The sequence below is a fragment of the Rhodopila sp. genome (genome assembly GCF_035548235.1).
In the GTDB taxonomy this organism is placed as follows: domain Bacteria; phylum Pseudomonadota; class Alphaproteobacteria; order Acetobacterales; family Acetobacteraceae; genus Rhodopila.
Window position 1 is genome coordinate 1 of record NZ_DASZTJ010000165.1, and the last position, 18414, is coordinate 18414.

The 18414-nt window shown below is 68.4% G+C and carries 16 protein-coding genes; 8 read left to right on the plus strand and 8 right to left on the minus strand.

All coding sequences use genetic code 11. The annotated features are described in order from the left end of the window. Both VHB27_RS13570 and VHB27_RS13575 read left to right on the plus strand, forming a co-directional pair. The coding region (locus VHB27_RS13570) for an efflux RND transporter permease subunit (RefSeq protein WP_325601248.1) at positions 1–207 on the plus strand (207 nt) is incomplete at its 5' end. After that, complete coding sequence (locus tag VHB27_RS13575) at positions 200–1315, plus strand: efflux RND transporter periplasmic adaptor subunit (protein WP_325601250.1); 1116 nt, start codon at positions 200–202, stop codon at positions 1313–1315. The genes VHB27_RS13570 and VHB27_RS13575, both read left to right, overlap by 8 nt. A 57-nt stretch (positions 1316–1372) precedes the next feature. On the opposite strand, the gene VHB27_RS13580 is transcribed toward VHB27_RS13575, so the two are convergent. The 6 genes from VHB27_RS13580 to VHB27_RS13605 all read right to left on the minus strand — a co-directional run bounded on the left by VHB27_RS13580 (position 1373) and on the right by VHB27_RS13605 (position 9146). Further along, positions 1373–2233 (minus strand): alpha/beta fold hydrolase, encoded by an 861-nt coding sequence (locus VHB27_RS13580; RefSeq protein WP_325601253.1) that lies wholly within the window; start codon positions 2231–2233, stop codon positions 1373–1375. A gap of 32 nt (positions 2234–2265) precedes the next feature. Beyond that, a complete protein-coding gene (locus VHB27_RS13585; RefSeq protein WP_325601255.1) occupies positions 2266–2997 on the minus strand; it encodes a DUF4410 domain-containing protein in 732 nt (243 codons plus the stop codon). 34 nt (positions 2998–3031) lie between these two features. Next, positions 3032–3535 carry a cysteine rich repeat-containing protein gene (locus VHB27_RS13590; protein ID WP_325601257.1) on the minus strand — a complete coding sequence of 168 codons (504 nt, stop codon included), beginning with the start codon at positions 3533–3535 and terminating at the stop codon, positions 3032–3034. Positions 3536–3558: 23 nt separating this feature from the next. Continuing rightward, positions 3559–5943 (minus strand): hypothetical protein, encoded by a 2385-nt coding sequence (locus VHB27_RS13595; RefSeq protein ID WP_325601259.1) that lies wholly within the window; start codon positions 5941–5943, stop codon positions 3559–3561. Between the two features lie 159 nt (positions 5944–6102). Next, positions 6103–6804, minus strand: a complete 702-nt coding sequence (locus VHB27_RS13600) for a potassium channel family protein (protein ID WP_325601261.1) — start codon at positions 6802–6804, stop codon at positions 6103–6105. Positions 6805–7073: 269 nt separating this feature from the next. Further along, a complete protein-coding gene (locus tag VHB27_RS13605; RefSeq protein ID WP_325601263.1) occupies positions 7074–9146 on the minus strand; it encodes an FUSC family protein in 2073 nt (690 codons plus the stop codon). Between the two features lie 445 nt (positions 9147–9591). On the opposite strand from VHB27_RS13605, the gene rplM reads away from it, so the two are divergent. From rplM to VHB27_RS13630, 5 genes are all read left to right on the plus strand, one after another. Beyond that, entirely contained in the window at positions 9592–10056 is a 465-nt protein-coding gene (gene rplM / locus VHB27_RS13610) for a 50S ribosomal protein L13 (protein WP_325601278.1), read from the plus strand. A gap of 5 nt (positions 10057–10061) precedes the next feature. Then, on the plus strand, positions 10062–10601 hold the full coding sequence (rpsI, locus tag VHB27_RS13615; protein ID WP_325601265.1) for a 30S ribosomal protein S9: 540 nt from the start codon (positions 10062–10064) through the stop codon (positions 10599–10601). A 322-nt stretch (positions 10602–10923) separates the two neighbouring features. Further along, entirely contained in the window at positions 10924–13116 is a 2193-nt protein-coding gene (locus tag VHB27_RS13620; protein WP_325601267.1) for a TonB-dependent siderophore receptor, read from the plus strand. After that, positions 13110–14423 carry a PepSY-associated TM helix domain-containing protein gene (locus VHB27_RS13625; RefSeq protein WP_325601269.1) on the plus strand — a complete coding sequence of 438 codons (1314 nt, stop codon included), beginning with the start codon at positions 13110–13112 and terminating at the stop codon, positions 14421–14423. Before VHB27_RS13620 ends, VHB27_RS13625 begins: the two co-directional genes overlap by 7 nt. Before the next feature lie 17 nt (positions 14424–14440). After that, positions 14441–15304, plus strand: a complete 864-nt coding sequence (locus VHB27_RS13630) for an isocitrate lyase/PEP mutase family protein (protein WP_325601271.1) — start codon at positions 14441–14443, stop codon at positions 15302–15304. A gap of 137 nt (positions 15305–15441) precedes the next feature. Here VHB27_RS13630 and VHB27_RS13635 read toward each other — a convergent pair whose 3' ends face one another. Together VHB27_RS13635 and ilvD are read right to left on the minus strand one after the other, a co-directional pair. Next, positions 15442–15744, minus strand: a complete 303-nt coding sequence (locus tag VHB27_RS13635) for a hypothetical protein (protein ID WP_325601273.1) — start codon at positions 15742–15744, stop codon at positions 15442–15444. A gap of 83 nt (positions 15745–15827) precedes the next feature. Continuing rightward, positions 15828–17549, minus strand: a complete 1722-nt coding sequence (gene ilvD, locus VHB27_RS13640) for a dihydroxy-acid dehydratase (RefSeq protein WP_325601275.1) — start codon at positions 17547–17549, stop codon at positions 15828–15830. Positions 17550–17667: 118 nt separating this feature from the next. On the opposite strand from ilvD, the gene VHB27_RS13645 reads away from it, so the two are divergent. Beyond that, positions 17668–18414 (plus strand): lytic transglycosylase domain-containing protein (locus tag VHB27_RS13645; RefSeq protein WP_325601277.1); only part of this gene is annotated, 747 nt, incomplete at its 3' end.

Consider the following 18414-nt stretch of genomic DNA (forward strand, 5'->3'; position numbering starts at 1 on the left):
GGCCTCGGCGATGCCGGTGAGCAGAACGCGCCGTTGGGCCGAGCGGTGATTGGCGGACTGGTGGTCGCGACGCTGGCGACGCTGTTCATCGTGCCGGTCTTCTACACGTTGTTGCGCCGGAAACCACCGTCGCTTCATACACTCGATACCCGTTTCACCGCCGAGGCGGCGGGCCAGACGGGAACCGGAGACATCTCGTATGACTAAACGCAGTCGCTGGGGCTCTGTTCTGTTGTACCTGATCGGCATCGCCGTGATCGCCGGTGCCGCCCTGGGCGCGGTGGTGATGCGCCATGACAAGGCCGAGGCGCTGGCCGTGTCCCGCCAGGTGCTGGCAGAAGACGTGGCGCGCGGCCCCGTCGTCCAGGTCGTCACCGTCACGCAAGGACCCAAGGAACGCCGGATCTCCCTCCTCGGCGATACGCGAGCGTATCAAACGGCCACGCTCTACGCCAAGGTCAGCGGCTATGTCACCTCGATCCTGGTCGATCGGGGCGACCACGTGAAGGCGGGACAACTGCTTGCCACCGTCGCGTCGGTCGAAACGGACCAGCAATATGATTCGGCCGTGCAGGACATGCAGAACAAGAAGCGCAACTGGGAGCGTGCCAAGGACCTGGTGGCGCGCGGCTGGACGTCGCGGCAGGCGGCCGACCAGGCCGAGACGGACTACACCATGGCCGTCGCCACCGTCGGCCAGATGGCGACGATGAAATCGTATGAGGACATCCGCGCCCCGTTCGACGGCGTGGTCACCGCGCGCTTTGTCGACAAGGGCGCGCTGGTGCAGAACTCCACCACCAACAAGACCAGCAACCAGCCGATCGTGACGATCGCGGACGAAAGCCGGCTGCGCGTCGATGTCTATGTGGAGCAGCGTGACGTGCCCTATGTGCATGTCGGCGACCTCGCGGACGTCGCCGACGGGTCGAATTCGGCACGCAAGAAAGAGGCGCGGATCGCCCGCACCTCCGACGAGCTCGACCCACGCACGCGAACCTTGTTCGTGGAACTGGACCTCGACAACAGCGATCGGTTCCTGGTGCCGGGCGCCTTCGCCTATGTGACGCTGCACGTGCCGGTGCAGAGCTATCCCGAAATCCCCGTGGGCGGCCTGATCGTGCGCGGGTCACGGACGATGGTGGCGGATGTGGACAGCGACCAGACGATCCATCTGCGTCCCGTGACGGTGGCGACGACCGACGGCATCAACGCCTCCATCGCCGACGGGCTGACGGTGGGACAGAAAGTGGCGATCAACCTGCCGGACGAGGTCGGCGACGGCGGCCGGGTGCAGACCGCCAGCGCCCGCTGACCAAGCCCGTCCGTCCGCCCCCTCTTCCCGTCCCGGGGCGTAAGCCGGTTTCTCTCGTTACCACTTCGCCGGCGGCACATGTTCCAGGAAGTGCAGCACGTCGTCATCGAACTGGACGGGGTCCTGCAGGAAGGAGAAATGGCTCACCTCCGGCTGCAACAGCAACCCGGCACCAGGGATGTGCGCGGCCATGAACTCGGTGTTCTCGCGCTTGATCGCCTCGTCGTGGTCGGCATCCACGATCCAGGTCGGCACCTTGATCGAGGCCAGGTCCGCAGCCGACCAATGCGGTTGGGACGCCCACATCTTCTCGATCTGCGCCAGGAAGTCCTTGTAGCCGTCGGGGGTGGGCGACAGGTGCCGGTATTCGCCCTCGGCACGGCTGATGAAAGCGTTGAAGACAGGGCTGCCGGCGATGTCCGCCACGCCTGACGGGTCGGAGTTGGCGGCGAACGCGAACAGTTTGCTGACCCGCTCGGGATGGTGCATCGCGATGTCCAGGCCGATGATGGCGCCGTCGCTCCACCCGACGATGGCCGCCTTGCGGACGTGCAGGACATCCATCAACCCGAGCACGTCGGATGCCATCAGGTCGTAGCCGAACGGGGTGGCGTCGCGGCTGCTGCGGCCATGCCCCCGGCTGTCCATGACGATCACCTGGTACCGGCCCTGCAACGCTCGGACCTGCTGGCCCCAGTAATTGGCGTTCGCCAGCCCGCCATGCAGCAGCACCACCGGCAACCCGTGGCCGAAAACGGCATACCAGACGCGGATGCCGTTCACGGACGCCAGGCCGCTGCGGTTCGCCGCCGGCAGCGTGGGCGTCGGCGGCAGGGTCATCCATTGTTCACGCGTCTGCGGCTCCGCCGCGCCGGCCGGGGTCAGCAAAAGCACGAAGATCAGAGCCAGCCAGCGCATTCCGTTCCTCCCGCCCGCAAGAGGACGGAAGGCTACCGGATCGCCGTCGTCGGAATCCAGCCTTGCGACACCGCGAACTGCCCCACCCGGCTCGCCAGGGCATCCGCCAACCGATCTGCCTCGGCCGTATCGGTTGCCCGGCGGGTCTCCAAACCGGCATGCGTGGCGCCGGTGACCGCCGCCGAGGTCGCCAGACGCTGCGCCGCCGCGCCCGCCCCCATCGTCTCGGCTGCCCCCGGCATGTGGCCGCTATCGGCCTCTCCATTGAACGCCGTCAGGAACCGCGGCTGCTCCGCACCGGCGGCGAAATAGAGCTGCGAGTCGGCGCTGACGGTGCTTTTGCCGGCACCGAAGCCGATCAGCGTCCGCCGGGTCCGGTTGCCCTGGTCGATGGCGACAAGCTGCCCCTGCACCAGCAGCTTGGTGCCCGGCATGGGATAGGCCGGCGCGATTTGGGCCGGCAGGCCATAACCGCGCAGCCGGTCGACGAGGCGCTGCGCCAGCGCGGCCTGCGTGGCCTGTGCCGCCGCATACTGGTCGGCACCCATCGGCTGGTCGCCGGCGGCCCGCTGGATCCTGGCGGCGATCCCCTGGTCAAGCCGCACCTGGTCGGGCGAGACGGAAAAATAGGAGACCAGCACATGGTCGGGCCGTGGCAGCGCCGGCCCGTAATAGGAAGCGTCCGTGTTCACCTGCGCCTTGTTGCAGGCCGCAAGGCCCAGGACGGCGAAGGCGACGGCCCAGTAACGAAGTCTCGACATCATGCAGCGCCTTCCTTGGTCCGGATCAGAAACAGCCTTACCGCCCGCCGCGCATCCCGGCCATGGCGCCTCGGCAGGACGGCGACAAGCGTTTTTCGTTGGCCGACAGGCAGCCGATGGCGCGGCCGCCGCCGAGGGGAACGCCGGAACAATACGCGCGATAGTCGCCGGCGCAGGCGCGACGCATGAGCCCGGCCTCCTGCCGCGGCGACATACCGGAGGGGGGCATACCAGAGGGGGGCATGGCGACAGGCGCGGCCGACGCCTGGGCCGTGGTGTTCGCCGCCCCGCCACCGGTCGCGGCCCTGACCGCGTTGCCGCAAGTCGGCGACAGGCTGGCGACGTTCTGCTGCAGGCATTGCAACGATGCAGCGCCGCCGGGTGGGACGCTGGCGCAATAGGCCTGGTAGTCGCTTCGGCAATATTGCTTGACGGCGCTGGCTTGTGCCTGGGTCGGCTGCTGCGCCGCCGCCGTCACGGCGGAGGCGCAAAGCAGCAGGGCGGCCACCAAGGTCCGCGCGTTCGCAACAGGGATTGCCATGATGGTTTCCTTTGTGTTGATCGCTAGCGCCGGAAGCGCCCGCCGCCCTCTCCGCCGCCGAACCGGCCGCCATATCCGCCGGAGCCGTAACGACTCCCGCCATAGCGCCCGGCGTTGCGCGCCTGCCGGTCCTGTTCGAGCTGGTTGTACGACGACGTATCCAGCGACGACCGCGTCGTGCGGTTCGCACCGCTTTGGGTCCCACCCTGCTTCGCCCCCTGGGTCCCACCCAGGGTATTCGCCCCTTGGGTATTCGTCCCCTGGATATTCGTCCCTTGGGGGCTCGTCCTGGACGGCGGGTTCACCGGCTGCCAACCGCCATTGTTCCATTTGGACCAGCCATCGGAACTGTGCTGGTAGACGTTGCCGTCATGGCCGGCATAGACGTCGCCGTTCTGCGTCTTCGCGACGCCACCCTTGTTGCCGTTGACGCCGCGATAGCCCGCACCTTCGGCGCCGGTGGAGGAGGAAAAGCCGCCCGCCGACCCATGGGCGTTGCTGCCGCTTTTCGTGTTCACCGTCTGGTTGGGGCCGGTGAAGGTGCTCGATCCCCAGCGGGAATACGGGTTGAAGTTCTGCTGGGTGGATCCCGACACGCCGGTATGCGGGTTGTAGTAGCTTGCCTGCGCGTACCCGCTGCCGTTGCTCCAGGACGCCGACCCGTGCGCATAGCCGCCCGTGCTGGGGTTGTAGTAGGAGAAGCCCCCTACCCCGCCATTGGGTCCATAGATCGCCCCCGCTCGGCCCCAGGCGCCATTGTTCGGGTTGTAATACGTGCCCCCGGTCGCGACGCCGCCGTACGGCCCATAGATCGTGCCGCCGCGCGCCCAGGCACCGGTCGTCGAATTGTACCAGACATTGCCGGCATAGGAGTAAGGATACGGGTAATAGACCGGCACCGGGCCGGGAATGACCACGGGCGGATAGTAATAGCCCGTGCCATAGACGATCACGCCCGCGGACGCGTAGCCCATCACATAGCCGGCGGTGTAGCCGTACGTGACCGCCGTCGGCGTCACCGTGTACACCTTCACATACGTCACCGGATAAAGCGGGCTGCTCGGCGGGATCGCGTAGATGACCGGGGGCACGCTCTCGGCCAGGACCCACGGACCGTTCGGCGAGGGACCGACGAACCACGCCCCCTGGTAGCAGACGTAATACTTCCCGCCGGTCTCGATCACCTGGAACGTGGTGTTCACCGCATATGTCAGCGGCGTGCCGGGGATCGGCTTGAACTGGGGCGGGCCGGCATAGACCACCTTGACCTTGACCGTCTTCGGCAGCGTCGCCTGGTGCGGTACCTGCGCCTGCAGCACGGCAAGCTGCGCCTGCGCGGTCCCCGGCACCGACGGCAGCACCGCCGCCTGCGGCGCCTTCGGCGGGATCATCGCGAAATCGGGCGGCAGGTGGTCCGTCGCGAAGGTCCAGGGACCGTCAAGCCCCTTGGCCGAGAACCAGCGCCCCGAGACCAGCAGATAGAACGTCCCGCCGGAGGGCTGGAAGAACAGCGTGCTGCCGGTGTTCTTGACGGATTGCAGCGTGGTGCCGGGAACCGGCGCGAATTGCGGCGGTCCCTGGGTGACGATGATCTCCGCCGGCTTGGTGCTGACGAAGATCGCCGGGATAGAGGCGGGCTGCTTCCTGGAAGGCGGCACGGCCTTGCGCGCCGGTGCGAAGACGTCCTCGTGCGGCAGCGCGGAAAACGCCGGCGGCAACTGGGTCGTCGGCGTATAGGGGCCGGAGAAGGCCGGCGCCCGGAACCACGTCCCGTCGTTCAGCAGGTACCAGGCATGGCCGTCGCTGAAGACCTCCCAGTTGGTGTTCATCGCGAAGGACAGGCCGGTCTTTCCCACCGGCGCCAGCACCGGATCGCCGTCGAAGACCACGAGACTCGCCGGCTTGTCGCTGACGAAGATGACGGGCGGGTCGTTCTTGACCTCGACGGTCGCCGCCTCCGCCTGGCCCTTCAGGCTCAGCAGGATCGAATCGACCGCCACGGGGTTCATCTGCACGGTCGGCAGGGCCGACCTGATCTGCCCGTCCAGGCGGGTGGCCGCTTCCGTGTCCAGGGCGGGGAAATGCGACGACACCAGTTCCGGATCGGACAGGGATACCTGCTGCCCCGTGGGGTCGGTACGCGTCTTCAGCTTGAGCTCGATCGTGCCCAGCACGGGTGCGCCGCCGGCGGCCGGCGTGACGGCGATCGCGGCACGGGCGGTCAGCACCTCATGATCGGGCCAGGCCATCGCCTGCGGCTGATAGACGGTGACGCTCGCGTTGTTGACGGTGATCGTATGCGGCCAGACCGTGGGCGCCGGCGATGCGGCCAGGACGGGTCCCACGGCCACCGCCGCGAGCATCAGCAGGCACGCCAGGACGGACGTGACGGTGGAAGGTCTCCGCATGATTTTTCCCAGAAATGAAGCTGACGCACCCTAGCCCAATGTTTCGCGTGACCTTTTATCCTCACCAGGTCCGGCATGCGCATTCACGCTTGCCTTTACCGTAGTGCAACGACGCGCCGGATACAATGCCGCCCATGTAACAAGCGGCGACGGCGTTCCCTACCTGGAACGGCTCTCGACGTGCAGCGTAACGAGGCGCGCCAGCAGTATCGCCAGATATAACTGCCCTGTAATGGCCTCCAGGTTCGCCAGGCTGCGTGCGGCGGGGCTGATCGGCAGCAACTCGCCATAGCCAGTGGAGGTCAGGGTCGTGAAGCTGAAGTAAAGCATGTTCTCGAACGCCGCCGTCTCCGGCAGGCCGAGCGGAACGCCGGCGAAGGCGGTTGGGTTGAGTTCCAGGACGAGGCGATAGGCCGAGGTGAACGTGACCGCCACGTTCAGGTACAGCACGATGGCGCCCTGGATCCGGTGGGTCGTCACGCGGCCGGGTCCGAAGACGACCCTGGCGATCACGATCGACAGCGCGAACACGCTGGCGATCGCCGCAAGGTGCCCGAGCCAGACCGTGATGGCCGAGGGTTCGGTGACCCGCAGGAACAGCCCGGCGCCCGCCAGGAGCACCGCGACCGTCGCGACGATCCATGCACCCGTGCTGCGGGACATGATCACGACCGTGCTGACCATCACCAGCGCGAGGATGGCGCCCGTCGTCATCGGCCATTGGGCTTTGAACGTCGCACCGATGGGCACGCCGACGAACAGCAGCAGGACCTCGAACACCAGAAGCCCGGTCAGGGTCCATTCGCGCAGCCGCTCACGCCCATGGGCCCGGACGGGTTGGGCGTCGGTCGGCACCGGCATGTCATCCGCCCTTATCCTTGGAGAGGCGGTGACGTACCATAAGTGGCGTCGCGGACAAACGTCCGCCTGTTTCTCGCGATGGCCGTGGCGGGCACCACGGCCCGTCAGGATGCCACTATGCCGGAGTCCTCCCCTCGTCATGGTCCGGCCCCTCGTCGTGGTCCGGCTCGACCGGGCCATCTGGCGTCGGGGGGGGAAGAGATGGCCCGGTCGCGCCCTGCCTCGAGCCGGGCCGCGACGAGGGGGAGGCTGCCGGGACGGTCCCGCCGTCATCCCACCCGGTCGAGCGACGCCCCCGCCTCGTGCAGCAGCGTCAGGTGTGCCTGGACGCGCAGGCCCACGTCCCGGGCGAAATCGGTCGTCCCCGGCGCCGCGGGCGGCGTGGCGGGGCCGGTGGCGTTCAGCGCCTGCTCCAGCCAGCCCGACCAGTCCCGCCAGCCCTGGCGTTCCGTCTCGTTCCCCAGGCTCGCGGTGCGTTCCAGCGTCATCAGCAGCGCGCCCAGCCGGCGGAACGCCGCATCCGCCAGCAGCGCCGTGCGCAACGCCGGCCCCCGGCCCCGCCTCGGCTCCTGCAGGGCCCGCGACAGCGACGCCTCGAAATTGTTCGTGGCGACGCCGGCGGCACGGCGCGCTTCCGCCAGGTCCTGCTCGCTCGCCTGCCCCGCCAGCCGCATCGCCGTGCGGCCCGCCAGCGCCGCATACGCGCCCATCGTCGCATGGAACTCCACGCGCAGCCGCTGCGGCTCCCAACTCGGCCACAGCAGGAAGCTGGCGGCCATCGTCAGGGCGCCGCCGGCGATCGTGTAGGCGATGCGCATCATCGCGATCGTCCACTCGCTGTGGCCCGGCTCCGCGATGTCGAACAGCAGCACGACCAGCGGCGTCATGCAGGCGATGAACGCGCCATAGCTGACTTGCCGCGCGGAAAACCCCAGGATGCTCAGCGGCAGCAGCAGCGCGGCGTGGACCAGCGGCGTCTGGGGCAGGAACGCCAGCCCGCCGCCGATCAGCGCACCGACGACCGTCCCGCCGCCCCGTTCCAGCACACGCTGCCAGGAGGCGCTGAAGAACGGCTGCATCGTCAGCGCCACGGAGTAGCTCAGCCAGTGCGAGTAAGGGTTCCAGAACACCAGCGCGACCGTCATCGCCGGCACGGTCACCACGGTCACCCGCACCGCATGGCGCAGGATCGCCGAATTCCAGCTCAGGTTCGCGCGCAGCGGCTCCCAGAACGAGCCTTGCTCGACCGGCAGGGGGCTGATGACCGAACGGAAGGAGGCCGCCTTGGCATCCTGCTTGAGACGGAGCGCGGCCAAGCTCCATTCCGCGATCGTGGCCGAGACCGCGCGCAACGCCGGCGGCCCGCCCGACGCCGCCCCGATCCGCGCGATGGCCCGTGCCACCCGATTGACATCGGTCACCGGGTCGGCGCCCCCCACCTTGGGCAGCAGCCGCTGCAACCGCCGCAGCAGCCGGGCGGCCTGTTGCTGCGTGTCCGGGTTCGGATCGTGCTCGATGAGGTCCGAGGTCACGATCAGCGCCCCGAATATCCGTTCCGCCACCTCCAGCCGCAGCAGGTTCGCCATCGCTCGGGATGACGACGGGCCGGGCCGGCGGAAGGTCCCGGCGCTGGCGGCGCGGGCGCGTTCGATCGATTCCCGCACGGCGCGGCGATGGACATGGGCGTGCGCATGCCACTCCGAGTCGCTGTTGCGCCCGCCGCCCGCCTGGTTCCGTGCCAGGGCGGACAGGTCGCGGGTGAGGTCGATCAGCAGCGCCCACACCTCGTTCACCGACCGGGTCACCGGGCGGTAGCGGTCCGATCCCAGCAGCAGGACGGTCAGCAAACAGGCCCAGGCCCCGCCGGCGACGAACGCCCCGCCGAATCGGAGCGCCTGGGTGCCCGTCAGCGGCAGGTCCAGCGCCAGGGCGATGATGACGGTCAGCACGTTGCCGATGGAGGTCCCGGCCACGCCCCACACCCTGGCCAGCGCGTTGGCGAACACGCACAGGATGGCGGCCGGGACCACGTAGACCAGGCCCAGGCCGCGCAGCATGCCGAACAGCCCCCAGGCCAGCGCGCCCAGCACCGTCAGCACCAGCATCGGCGGAATGCGCTGGCGGGTCGGGCCGCCGGTATCGCTGAAGCAGACGACCAGCGCGCCGACGCCCATGACCAGCAGCACGTCGGAGGCGACCCAGTTCACCGGCAGCAGCGACACGCCGGCGGCGATGGTGGTGCGGAGGCCTTCCATCACGCTGACGCCCGACAGGTCGACGCGCGTCGGCAGGCGATGCAGGTCCGCCCCGGGGACGCGGAGGTTGCCCCGCCGGGAAATCACGCGGCGGGGCTTGCCGGGGATCGGACCAGGGGTCCGGCCAGGGGTCCGGCCAGGGGTCCGGTCAGGCGATGCTGTCAAACGCAACGGCATAAGGGGTGCGGCATGCGACGGGCTCGCTTGACGATCGTATACACAAAACGGCGGGACCCGCGGATCATGCCGCGGTGCACAATAAGATCGGCATGCCGGGGCCCAATGCAAGAAGGTCCTGCCGGGACCGGGCCGCCGGGACCAGATGGCCAAGGTCCCTGGGCCAAGGTCCCTGGGCCAAGGTTGCGAGCCCGGATGACACGGTCCGGCGGCGGTGCCCGGCGCCGCGCAGCGCCCTATGATTAAAGCAAAGCGGCCATGTCATGGGGTTTACCCGCAAAACGGGCTTGACCCCACGGACTTACCCGCCCATAAGGCGCGGCTTCCGAACCATTGGACCCTGTTACACTCCATGCTGAAATCCACACCCTCGATCAAGCCGTCGGAGGTGAAGAAGGACTGGGTGCTGATCGATGCCGAGGGCGTCGTCCTCGGCCGCCTCGCCGTCGTCATCGCCAATCGCCTGCGCGGCAAGCACAAGCCGCAATTCACCCCGCATGTCGATTGCGGCGACAACGTCGTTGTGGTCAACGCCGCCAAGGTGCGCGTGACCGGCAACAAGGCCGACCAGTCAGTCTTTTATTACCACACCGGGTATCCGGGCGGCATCAAGGGTCGCTCGATCCGCCAGACCCTGGGCTCCAAGCGGCCCGAGCAAGTGCTTGAGAAAGCGGTGGAGCGGATGATCACCCGCGGCCCGCTGCAGCGGAAGCAGATGAAGCACCTGCATGTGTACAGCGGCGCCGAACACCCGCATGACGGTCAGCAGCCCAAGCCGCTGGACGTCGCGGCGCTGAACCCGAAGAACAAGAGGGACTGAGACTGATGTCAGGAAACCAGACCGGCACCCTGGCCGATCTGAAGGCCGCTCTGGCGGCCCGCCAGGCCGCCGCCGAGGCGGACGCCGCCGAGGCCGGCATCCAGGCCCCCGCCCCTATCCTGTCCGACGCGCCGAAGCGTGAGCCCAAGCGTGACGCCTGGGGCCGCGCCTATGCCACCGGACGGCGGAAGGAATCCACCGCCCGCGTGTGGATCAAGCCCGGCAAGGGCGAGATCACCGTCAACGGCCGCAAGGTGGTGCAGTATTTCGCCCGCCCCGTGCTGCGGATGCTGCTGACCCAGCCCTTCCTGGTCGCCGACCGCTACAACCAGTTCGACGTGATCTGCACGGTCGAGGGTGGCGGATTGTCCGGCCAGGCCGGTGCGGTGCGTCACGGCATCAGCCGCGCGCTGTCCCATTACGAGCCCGACCTACGGAGCATCCTGAAAGTCGCCGGCTTCCTGACCCGCGACTCCCGCTCCGTCGAGCGCAAGAAATACGGCAAGGCCAAGGCTCGGCGCAGCTTCCAGTTCAGCAAGCGCTGATCCGCCGCCGTTTTTGACCCGAAGCCGGCCCTGGACCCGTCCAGGGCCGGTTTTGTTTTCGGCGGCCGTGGTGTCTCCCCGCCGTTCGATCGGGCCGCGTCGATCGCATCGGTGCCGCCCCGTCCCTGTACCGAGGTCGGGCACAGGGCGGCCCTTCGGCCGGCCCATGACGGATGACCGTAACCCTTTCGTGACCCGAGGAACGAGGCCGCGGAGAGGCGGCATGCGTGTAACCAGGGCGTAACGGCGCATTGCGACTCATTCGCAATCAGGCTATCCATAAATGCGAATGACTATCATTTGCATTTTATCAAGGAGCCCCATGCCCCGCCTTGCCGCCCGCCCTCTCGCCGTTCGCCGTCTCCTCCCCGCCTCGTTCATCCTGTCCGGCCTGGCATGCCCCGGTTTGATAGTCCCCGGCCAGGCGACCGCCCAGACGACCGCGCCGCCGTCCGCGGCCGGGACGCCTCATAGCCTGCCGGAGGTCTCCGTCAGCGCGCCGGCGCAGACCGCCGACACGCCGGTCAGCGGCTACGTCGCCGAACGCGACCGGACGGCGACCAAGACCGACACGCCGCTGCTGGAAACGCCGCAATCGGTCGACGTCGTCACCCGGGACCAGATGGACGAGCAGGATGTCCACACGCTGAACGGCGCCGTCCGCTACACCGCCGGCGTCGCGCCCGAGACCCGGGGCGGCATCGCCACCCGCTATGACATGCTGAAGATCCGCGGCTTCGACGCCGATCTGTACCTGAACGGCATGAAGCTGATGGACAATGGCTGGTATGCCATCCCGCAGCTCGACCCGTATCTGATGGAACGGATCGACATCCTCAAAGGCCCCTCCTCCATCCTGTATGGCCAGGCGCAGGCAGGCGGCCTGGTCAACATGGTCAGCAAGATGCCGACCGAGACCCCGTTGCACGAAATCGGCTTCGAGTTCGGCAACTTCGCCCATCTGCAGAGCACGTTCGACTTCTCCGGCCCGCTCGATGCCGAAGGCAAGTACCTCTACCGGATCACCGGCATCGGCCTGCGGGAGAACGGCCAGGTCAGCGGCACGCTGAACGAGCGGATCGCCATCGCACCCTCGTTCACCTGGCGGCCCGACGGCGACACCAGCCTCACGCTGATGGGCATCTACCAGCACGACCCGTATGCCACGTCCTATGGCGCGATCGTCCCGCAGGGCAGCGTGCTGTTCAATCCGTTCGGCACCATTCCGGTGAACTTCTACGACGGCGACAAGAACTTCGAGAAGTTCGACCGCACGCAGATCTCCCTCGGCTACAAGTTCGACAAGCGGCTGAACGATGTCTGGTCGGTCAGCAGCAACGGCCGTTGGTTTCATATCAACCAGGACTATGCCTCGGTCTACACGGTCGGCCTGGAGCCGGATTTCCGCACGCTCGATCGCGCCACCGCCGCGTCGCGCGACACGTCCGACCTGTTCACCTTCGACAACCGCGTGCAGGCCCGTTTCGATACCGGTCCGGTGTCGCACACCGTGCTGGCCGGGTTCGACGTCCAGCACCTCGGCAGCGACTACACCACCGGTTTCGGCGCCGCCCCCACGCTGGACATGTTCGCGCCAGACCATGCGCAGGCGATCGTGCAGCCTTCGCGCTACACGATGAACGTCGCGGCGAACCAGTACGGCCTGTACCTGCAGGACCAGTTGAAGCTGGGCGGCTTCGTGCTGACGCTGTCGGGGCGGCAGGACTGGATCGACTCCGACCAGCGGAACCGCACCTTCGGCACTGACGCGAAACAATCCGCCAGCGCGTTCACCAGCCGAGCGGGATTGGCCTATGTGTTCGATACCGGCATCGCGCCGTATTTCGCCTACTCGGAATCCTTCACGCCCGTGCTGGGATCCGACGCTTATGGCAACGCCTTCGTGCCGGAGCGCAGCCATCAATACGAAGTCGGTGTGAAGTACCAGCCGACGCGCTTCAACGCCCTGTTCACGGCCGCCCTGTTCGACCTCACCCGCCAGAACCTGCTGACCGCCGACCCGGTCAATCCCAGCAACAGCATCCAATCGGGCGAGGCGCGGTCGCGCGGCGTCGAGTTGGAAGCGCGCACCAGCCTGAGCAACAACCTGAACCTGATCGCCGCCTATACGTTCCTCGATACGATCTACACCAAGGACAACAGCGGGCTGCAGGACAAGCACCTGCCAGCGGTGCCGTCGCACCTGGTTTCGGCCTGGGCCTATTACACGATCCCCGGCGGCACGCTGGACGGGCTGAGCCTGGGCGCCGGCGTCCGCTATATCGGGCCCAGCTACAGCGCCGACAACAGTTTCAAGGTACCGGGCGTGGCGCTGGTGGATGCCGCGATCCGCTACGACCTGGGCAAGGCCCTGCCGCGGCTGAGCGGGGCGGAGGTACACGTCAACGCGCAGAACCTGCTCGACGCCCGCTACGTCGCATCCTGTTACTATGGAAACTGGTGCGCCTATGGCTACCAGCGCCAGGTCTATGCCGGCCTGACCTATCGGTGGTAGCCGCGCGCGCCGTCCTGCTGCGCCTCCATCGCTGGGCGGGCCTGGCGATGGCGGCGTTCCTGGTGATGGCGGGCCTGACCGGCAGCGTGATCGCGTTCCAGGGCGAGTTGGACGCCTGGCTCAACCCGGACCTCTATCGCGCCCGAACGGCCGGGACCGCCCCATCGCCGGAGATGGTGTCGCCCGGGACCTTGGCGCCCGGAACCTTGGCGCCCGGGACCTTGTCGCCCGGGACGTTGGCGCAGCGGTTCGCGCAACAGGATCCCCGTGCCGAGATCCGCTATGTCGCCTTCCGGGTGCCGCCCGGCCAGAGCGTGCCGGCCTTCGTCCAGCCGCGCACCGACCCCGCCACGGGCAAGCCCTATGCGCTGGACTATGACGAGGTCTTCCTCGATCCCGCGAGCGGCGACGTCCTCGGGCGCCGCGAATGGGGTGCCTGCTGCCTATCCGCGCGCCACCTGGTCCCGTTCGTCTACCGCCTGCACAGCACGCTGGCGGCGGGTCCGGCGGGCACCGTGTTCATGGGCTGCGTGGCGGTCCTGTGGGCGCTGGACTGCTTCGCCGGCCTGGTGCTGACCTGGCCCCGCGGCCGGCCGTTCCTGGCGAAATGGCGGCCGGCCTGGCGGCTCAAGCGCGGCGCCGGCGGCTATCGGCTGACGCTCGACCTGCATCGTGCGACGGGCCTCTGGCTGTGGCTGATGCTGCTGCTGATGGCGATCAGCGGCGTGGCCCTGACGCTGGAGGACCAGGTGTTCCGCCCGGTCCTGGGCCTGGTGGCCGATCTCAGCCCGTCGCCCTTCGTCGCCTTCGCAAACCGCCATCCGGACCCGGCACGCACGCGGATCGGCTATGACCGGGCCGTTGCGATCGCCGCGGCCGAAAGCCGGCGCCGCGGCTGGGGCTACCGCCCCGGCGGCCTGTTCGACGTCCGCTCGGCCGGCGTCTACGCGGTGTATTTCTTCGATCGTCCGACGGAACGCGGCGCCGGTTTCGGCCGGCCGATCGTCTACCTGGACGACAGCGGCGGGACGGTGTTGCGCGTGGACGACCCGGGACGCGGCAGGACCGGCGATACGATCCTGGCCCTGCAATTCCCGCTGCACAGCGGGCAGGTCGCCGGGCTGGCCGGACGGATCGCCGTGGCCCTGCTGGGGATCGGCGTGGCGGTCCTGTCGGTGACGGGCGTGCTGATCTGGGCGCGCAAGCGCCGCGCCAGGCGCCTCGCCTTACGGTCGGCCGCCCTCCACACTGGACGTATCGACGGAACGACAATACGAGTTCCCCGTCCGATCCGGACACACGAGTGACAGAGGGGAAATCGTCCATGCGCCCATACGCCGCCGCGATGCGGGATCTGCTGAATCAACCCGGGTTGCAGGTCGTACCGGGCTGCGGCGACGGCCTCGCCGCGCGGCTGGTCGAGGAAGCCGGGTTTGCCATCGGCTTCGCCTCGGGGTCGTCGATCTCGGCGATGCGCCTGGCGATGCCGGACATGGACCTGCTGACCTTCCCCGAGATGCGCGACGCGGTCGAAACGATGGTCACCGCCGCGCCCAAGGTGATGTGGCTCGCCGACGGCGACACCGGCTATGGCAACGCGATCGCGGTGCAGAAGACCATCCGCGCCTATGCCCGCGCCGGCGCGGCCGCCGTGCTGATCGAGGACAAGCAATGGCCCCGCCAGCTTGGCCACAAGGGCGCGAAGCTCGTCGTCGAGCGCGACGAGGCTCGGGTGCGCTGCCGCGCGGCGGTGCAGGCGGCGCGGGAAGAAGGCGTGTTGTTACTGGCGCGCACCGATGCCCGCACCTCGCGCGGGTTCGAGGAGGCGCTGGCGCGGCTGAAGGACTTCGTGGACGAAGGCGCCGACATCCTGTTCCTGGATTCCCCGGCGACCGAGGAGGAGATGCGGGCCGCGGTCGAAGCGTGCAAGGGCAAGCCCTCGATCGCCGTGACCAACCCGGGCGGCAAGCACTTCAAGCCGAAGGACGACGTGCTGGCGGGCATCGGCATCAAGATGGTGATCTACCCGCAGGAGATCCTGGCGTCGACGGTGCTGGCGGTCCGCGCGGCGCTGCAGGGGCTGAAGACGGGACAGCGCGCGCCGATGGCCGAACCCGCGGACCTCGCGGTCGCGATACGCTCGCCGGAATACCTGGCGCTGGACGCGCGGCTGGCGAAAGGCGGATAGGCTCGAGCACGCCCTTGGTCCTGGTGTCGAGACCGGCCTTGAGCCGGTCATCCACGACTTCTTAACCAGTTGACATCGTTAAGGTCGTGGATGGCCGGGACAAGCCCGACCACGACACGGGGACCGTCACGCGACCTTTACTGCCAGTGCGCGGGCGCCCAGACCCAGCGGCCTTGACGCGGCGCCCAGACCCAGTGGCCCGGCACCCAATGACCCGGCCGGCGTTCGACGTAATGGCCGCCGATCCAGACATACCGTACGCCATCCCAATGCCAGTGGCCCGGCTCCCAGACCACGCGGCCGCCCGGCGGCGGCGGTGGGACGACCTCATGCCGCGGCGGCGGGATCGGCGCATAACCGGGCGGCGGTTGCGCGATGGCGGAACCGATCGCTCCCCATCCGATGAGACAGACCATACCGCCGACCAGAAGTCGCTTCATCTGATTCCCCTATAGCAACCCGGAAAGCCGGCAGGGCGCCGACTCCGCCTTATCAGTTACAAAAACTTTGTAACAGGTGCGCGTCAAATGTTGGCGTAACAATGCGTCTCGGCCGCGGCGCCCGGATGGGTCGTCGCCCCGAGATGCGCCGGTCCCACCAGTTGCGCGTATTTCCAGATGGCGCCGGCGTTGTAATCCGTCCGCCGCGGCGTCCAGGCGGCTTTCCGAGCGGCGAGGTCCGCCTCGGGGACCAGCAGGTCGATGGTGCCTCGTTCGGCGTCGATAACGATCCTGTCGCCGTTCTTCAGCAGCGCGATCGGGCCGCCCACGGCGGCTTCGGGCCCGACATGGCCGACGCAGAACCCGCGCGTCGCACCCGAGAACCGGCCGTCGGTGATCAGCGCCACCTGCTCCCCCATGCCCTGGCCGTAGATCGCGCTGGTGGTGGACAGCATCTCCCGCATGCCGGGGCCGCCCTTGGGACCTTCGTAACGGATCACGATCACGTCACCGGGCTTATAGGCGCGGGCGTCGACGGCGGCGAACGCGTCCTCCTCGGAATCGAAACAAAGCGCGGTGCCTTCGAAGCGCAGGGACTTCATGCCGGCGACCTTCACGATCGCGCCGTCGGGCGCCAGGCTGCCCTTCAGCCCGACCACCCCGCCGGTCGGCGAGATCGGCCTGGAGACCGGGTAGATCACGTCCTGGCCGGTCGGGAACACGACGTCCTTGTGGTTCTCGGCCAGTGTCCTGCCGGTGACGGTCAGGCAGTCGCCGTGCAGCAGGCCGCCGTCCAGCAGCGCCTTGATGATGACCGGGATGCCGCCGACCTTGTGGACATCCAGCGCCACGTATTTCCCGCCGGGCTTGAGGTCGGCGATATACGGCGTCCGGCGCATGATCTCCACCACGTCGTCCATGGTGAAACGAATCCCGGCCTCGTGCGCAATCGCCGGAAGATGCAGGCCGGCATTGGTGGAACCGCCGGTGGCGCCGACCACGACGGCGGCGTTCTCCAGCGCCCTGCGGGTCACGATGTCGCGCGGCCGGATGTTCTTCTCGATCAGGTCCATCACCGCGCGTCCCGATTCCACGGCGAAACGGTCCCGTTCCTCGTACGGCGCCGGCGATCCGGCCGACCCGGGCAGCGCCAGGCCGATCGCTTCCGAAACGGTCGCCATCGTGTTGGCGGTGAACTGCCCGCCGCACGCCCCGGCCGAGGGACAGACGACGCATTCCAGCTCATGCAGGTCGGCATCCGACATCCGCCCGGCGGCGTGCATGCCCACGGCTTCGAACACATCGACGATGGTGACGTCCTTGCCGCGGAAATTACCGGGCAGGATGGAGCCGCCATACATGAACACCGACGGGACGTTCAGCCGCAGCATCGCCATCATCATCCCCGGCAGCGACTTGTCGCAGCCCGCCAGGCCGACCAGCGCGTCATAGCAATGCCCCCGCACCGTCAATTCGACGCTGTCGGCGATCAGGTCGCGCGACACCAGCGAGGACTTCATCCCCTGATGCCCCATGGCGATGCCGTCGGTGACGGTGATCGTGGTGAACTCCCGCGGCGTGCCGCCCGCCTGGTCCACGCCCTGCTTCACCGACTGCGCCTGGCGGTTCAAGGCGATGTTGCACGGCGCGGCCTCGTTCCAACAGGTGGCGACGCCGACGAACGGGGCGTCGATCTGCGCTTCCGTCAGGCCCATCGCGTAGTAGTAGCTGCGATGGGGTGCGCGCGTCGGGCCCTCGGTCACGTGGCGGGACGGCATCTTGGACTTGTCCCAGTTCCTCCCCATCGCCGGCTCCTTTCTGGCTGCGGACCGGGGAGCATAGCGCGGGGTCCGGCCGGGCTGAAGTCGCCCCCGCTTCCGCCCGTAAACGGTTTGTTCACTTCTTGCGCGTATACGGCGCGCCATGTCCCGGCGCGTCATCCTCGCCCTGCTGGCCCTTTTGGCGGCCCTGTTTGTCCCACCCGCCGCCTCCGCCGATCCCGCGTCCGATCTGTGCCGTCCGGCGATCGCGGCGGCGGAACAGGCGCATGGGATCCCGGCGCGCCTGCTGGCGGCGATCGCCCGCGTCGAAAGCGGGCGGCTCGATCCCGCCACGGGCAAGCGCAATCCCTGGCCCTGGACCATCAACGCCGACGGGCAGGGCAGTTTCTACGACGTCAAGGCGCAGGCGGTCGCCGCGGCCGCCAGCATGCGTCCGCATGTCACGCGCTCGATCGACGTCGGCTGCATGCAGATCAGCCTGACCAACCACCCGAATGCGTTCGCCAGCCTGGAGCAGGCCTTCGATCCGGCCGCCAACGCCGATTACGGCGCCCGCTTCCTGCGCCGGCTGTACGAGAAGACCCAGTCCTGGCCGAAAGCGGTCGGGATGTACCACTCGGCGACGCCCGACCTCGCGAGCGATTACCAAAGCCGCGTCTATGCCGCGTGGCCCGAGGAACTTCAGACGACGCCCGCCCGTCCCCTGTTCGCCGGCATCTCGCCGTTCGGCTTCGGCTGGAACCGCAACCCGGTCGGGCCCATGGCGATGCCGACGGGGCCGCGCATCATCCCCCTTGGGAGTCCCGCGGGCAGCGGCGGGCTGGCGGGCCCGATGCAGGGACGCTCGCTGGCCTCCTATCGCGCGATGCCCGTGCGCCTGGTCGCGCGG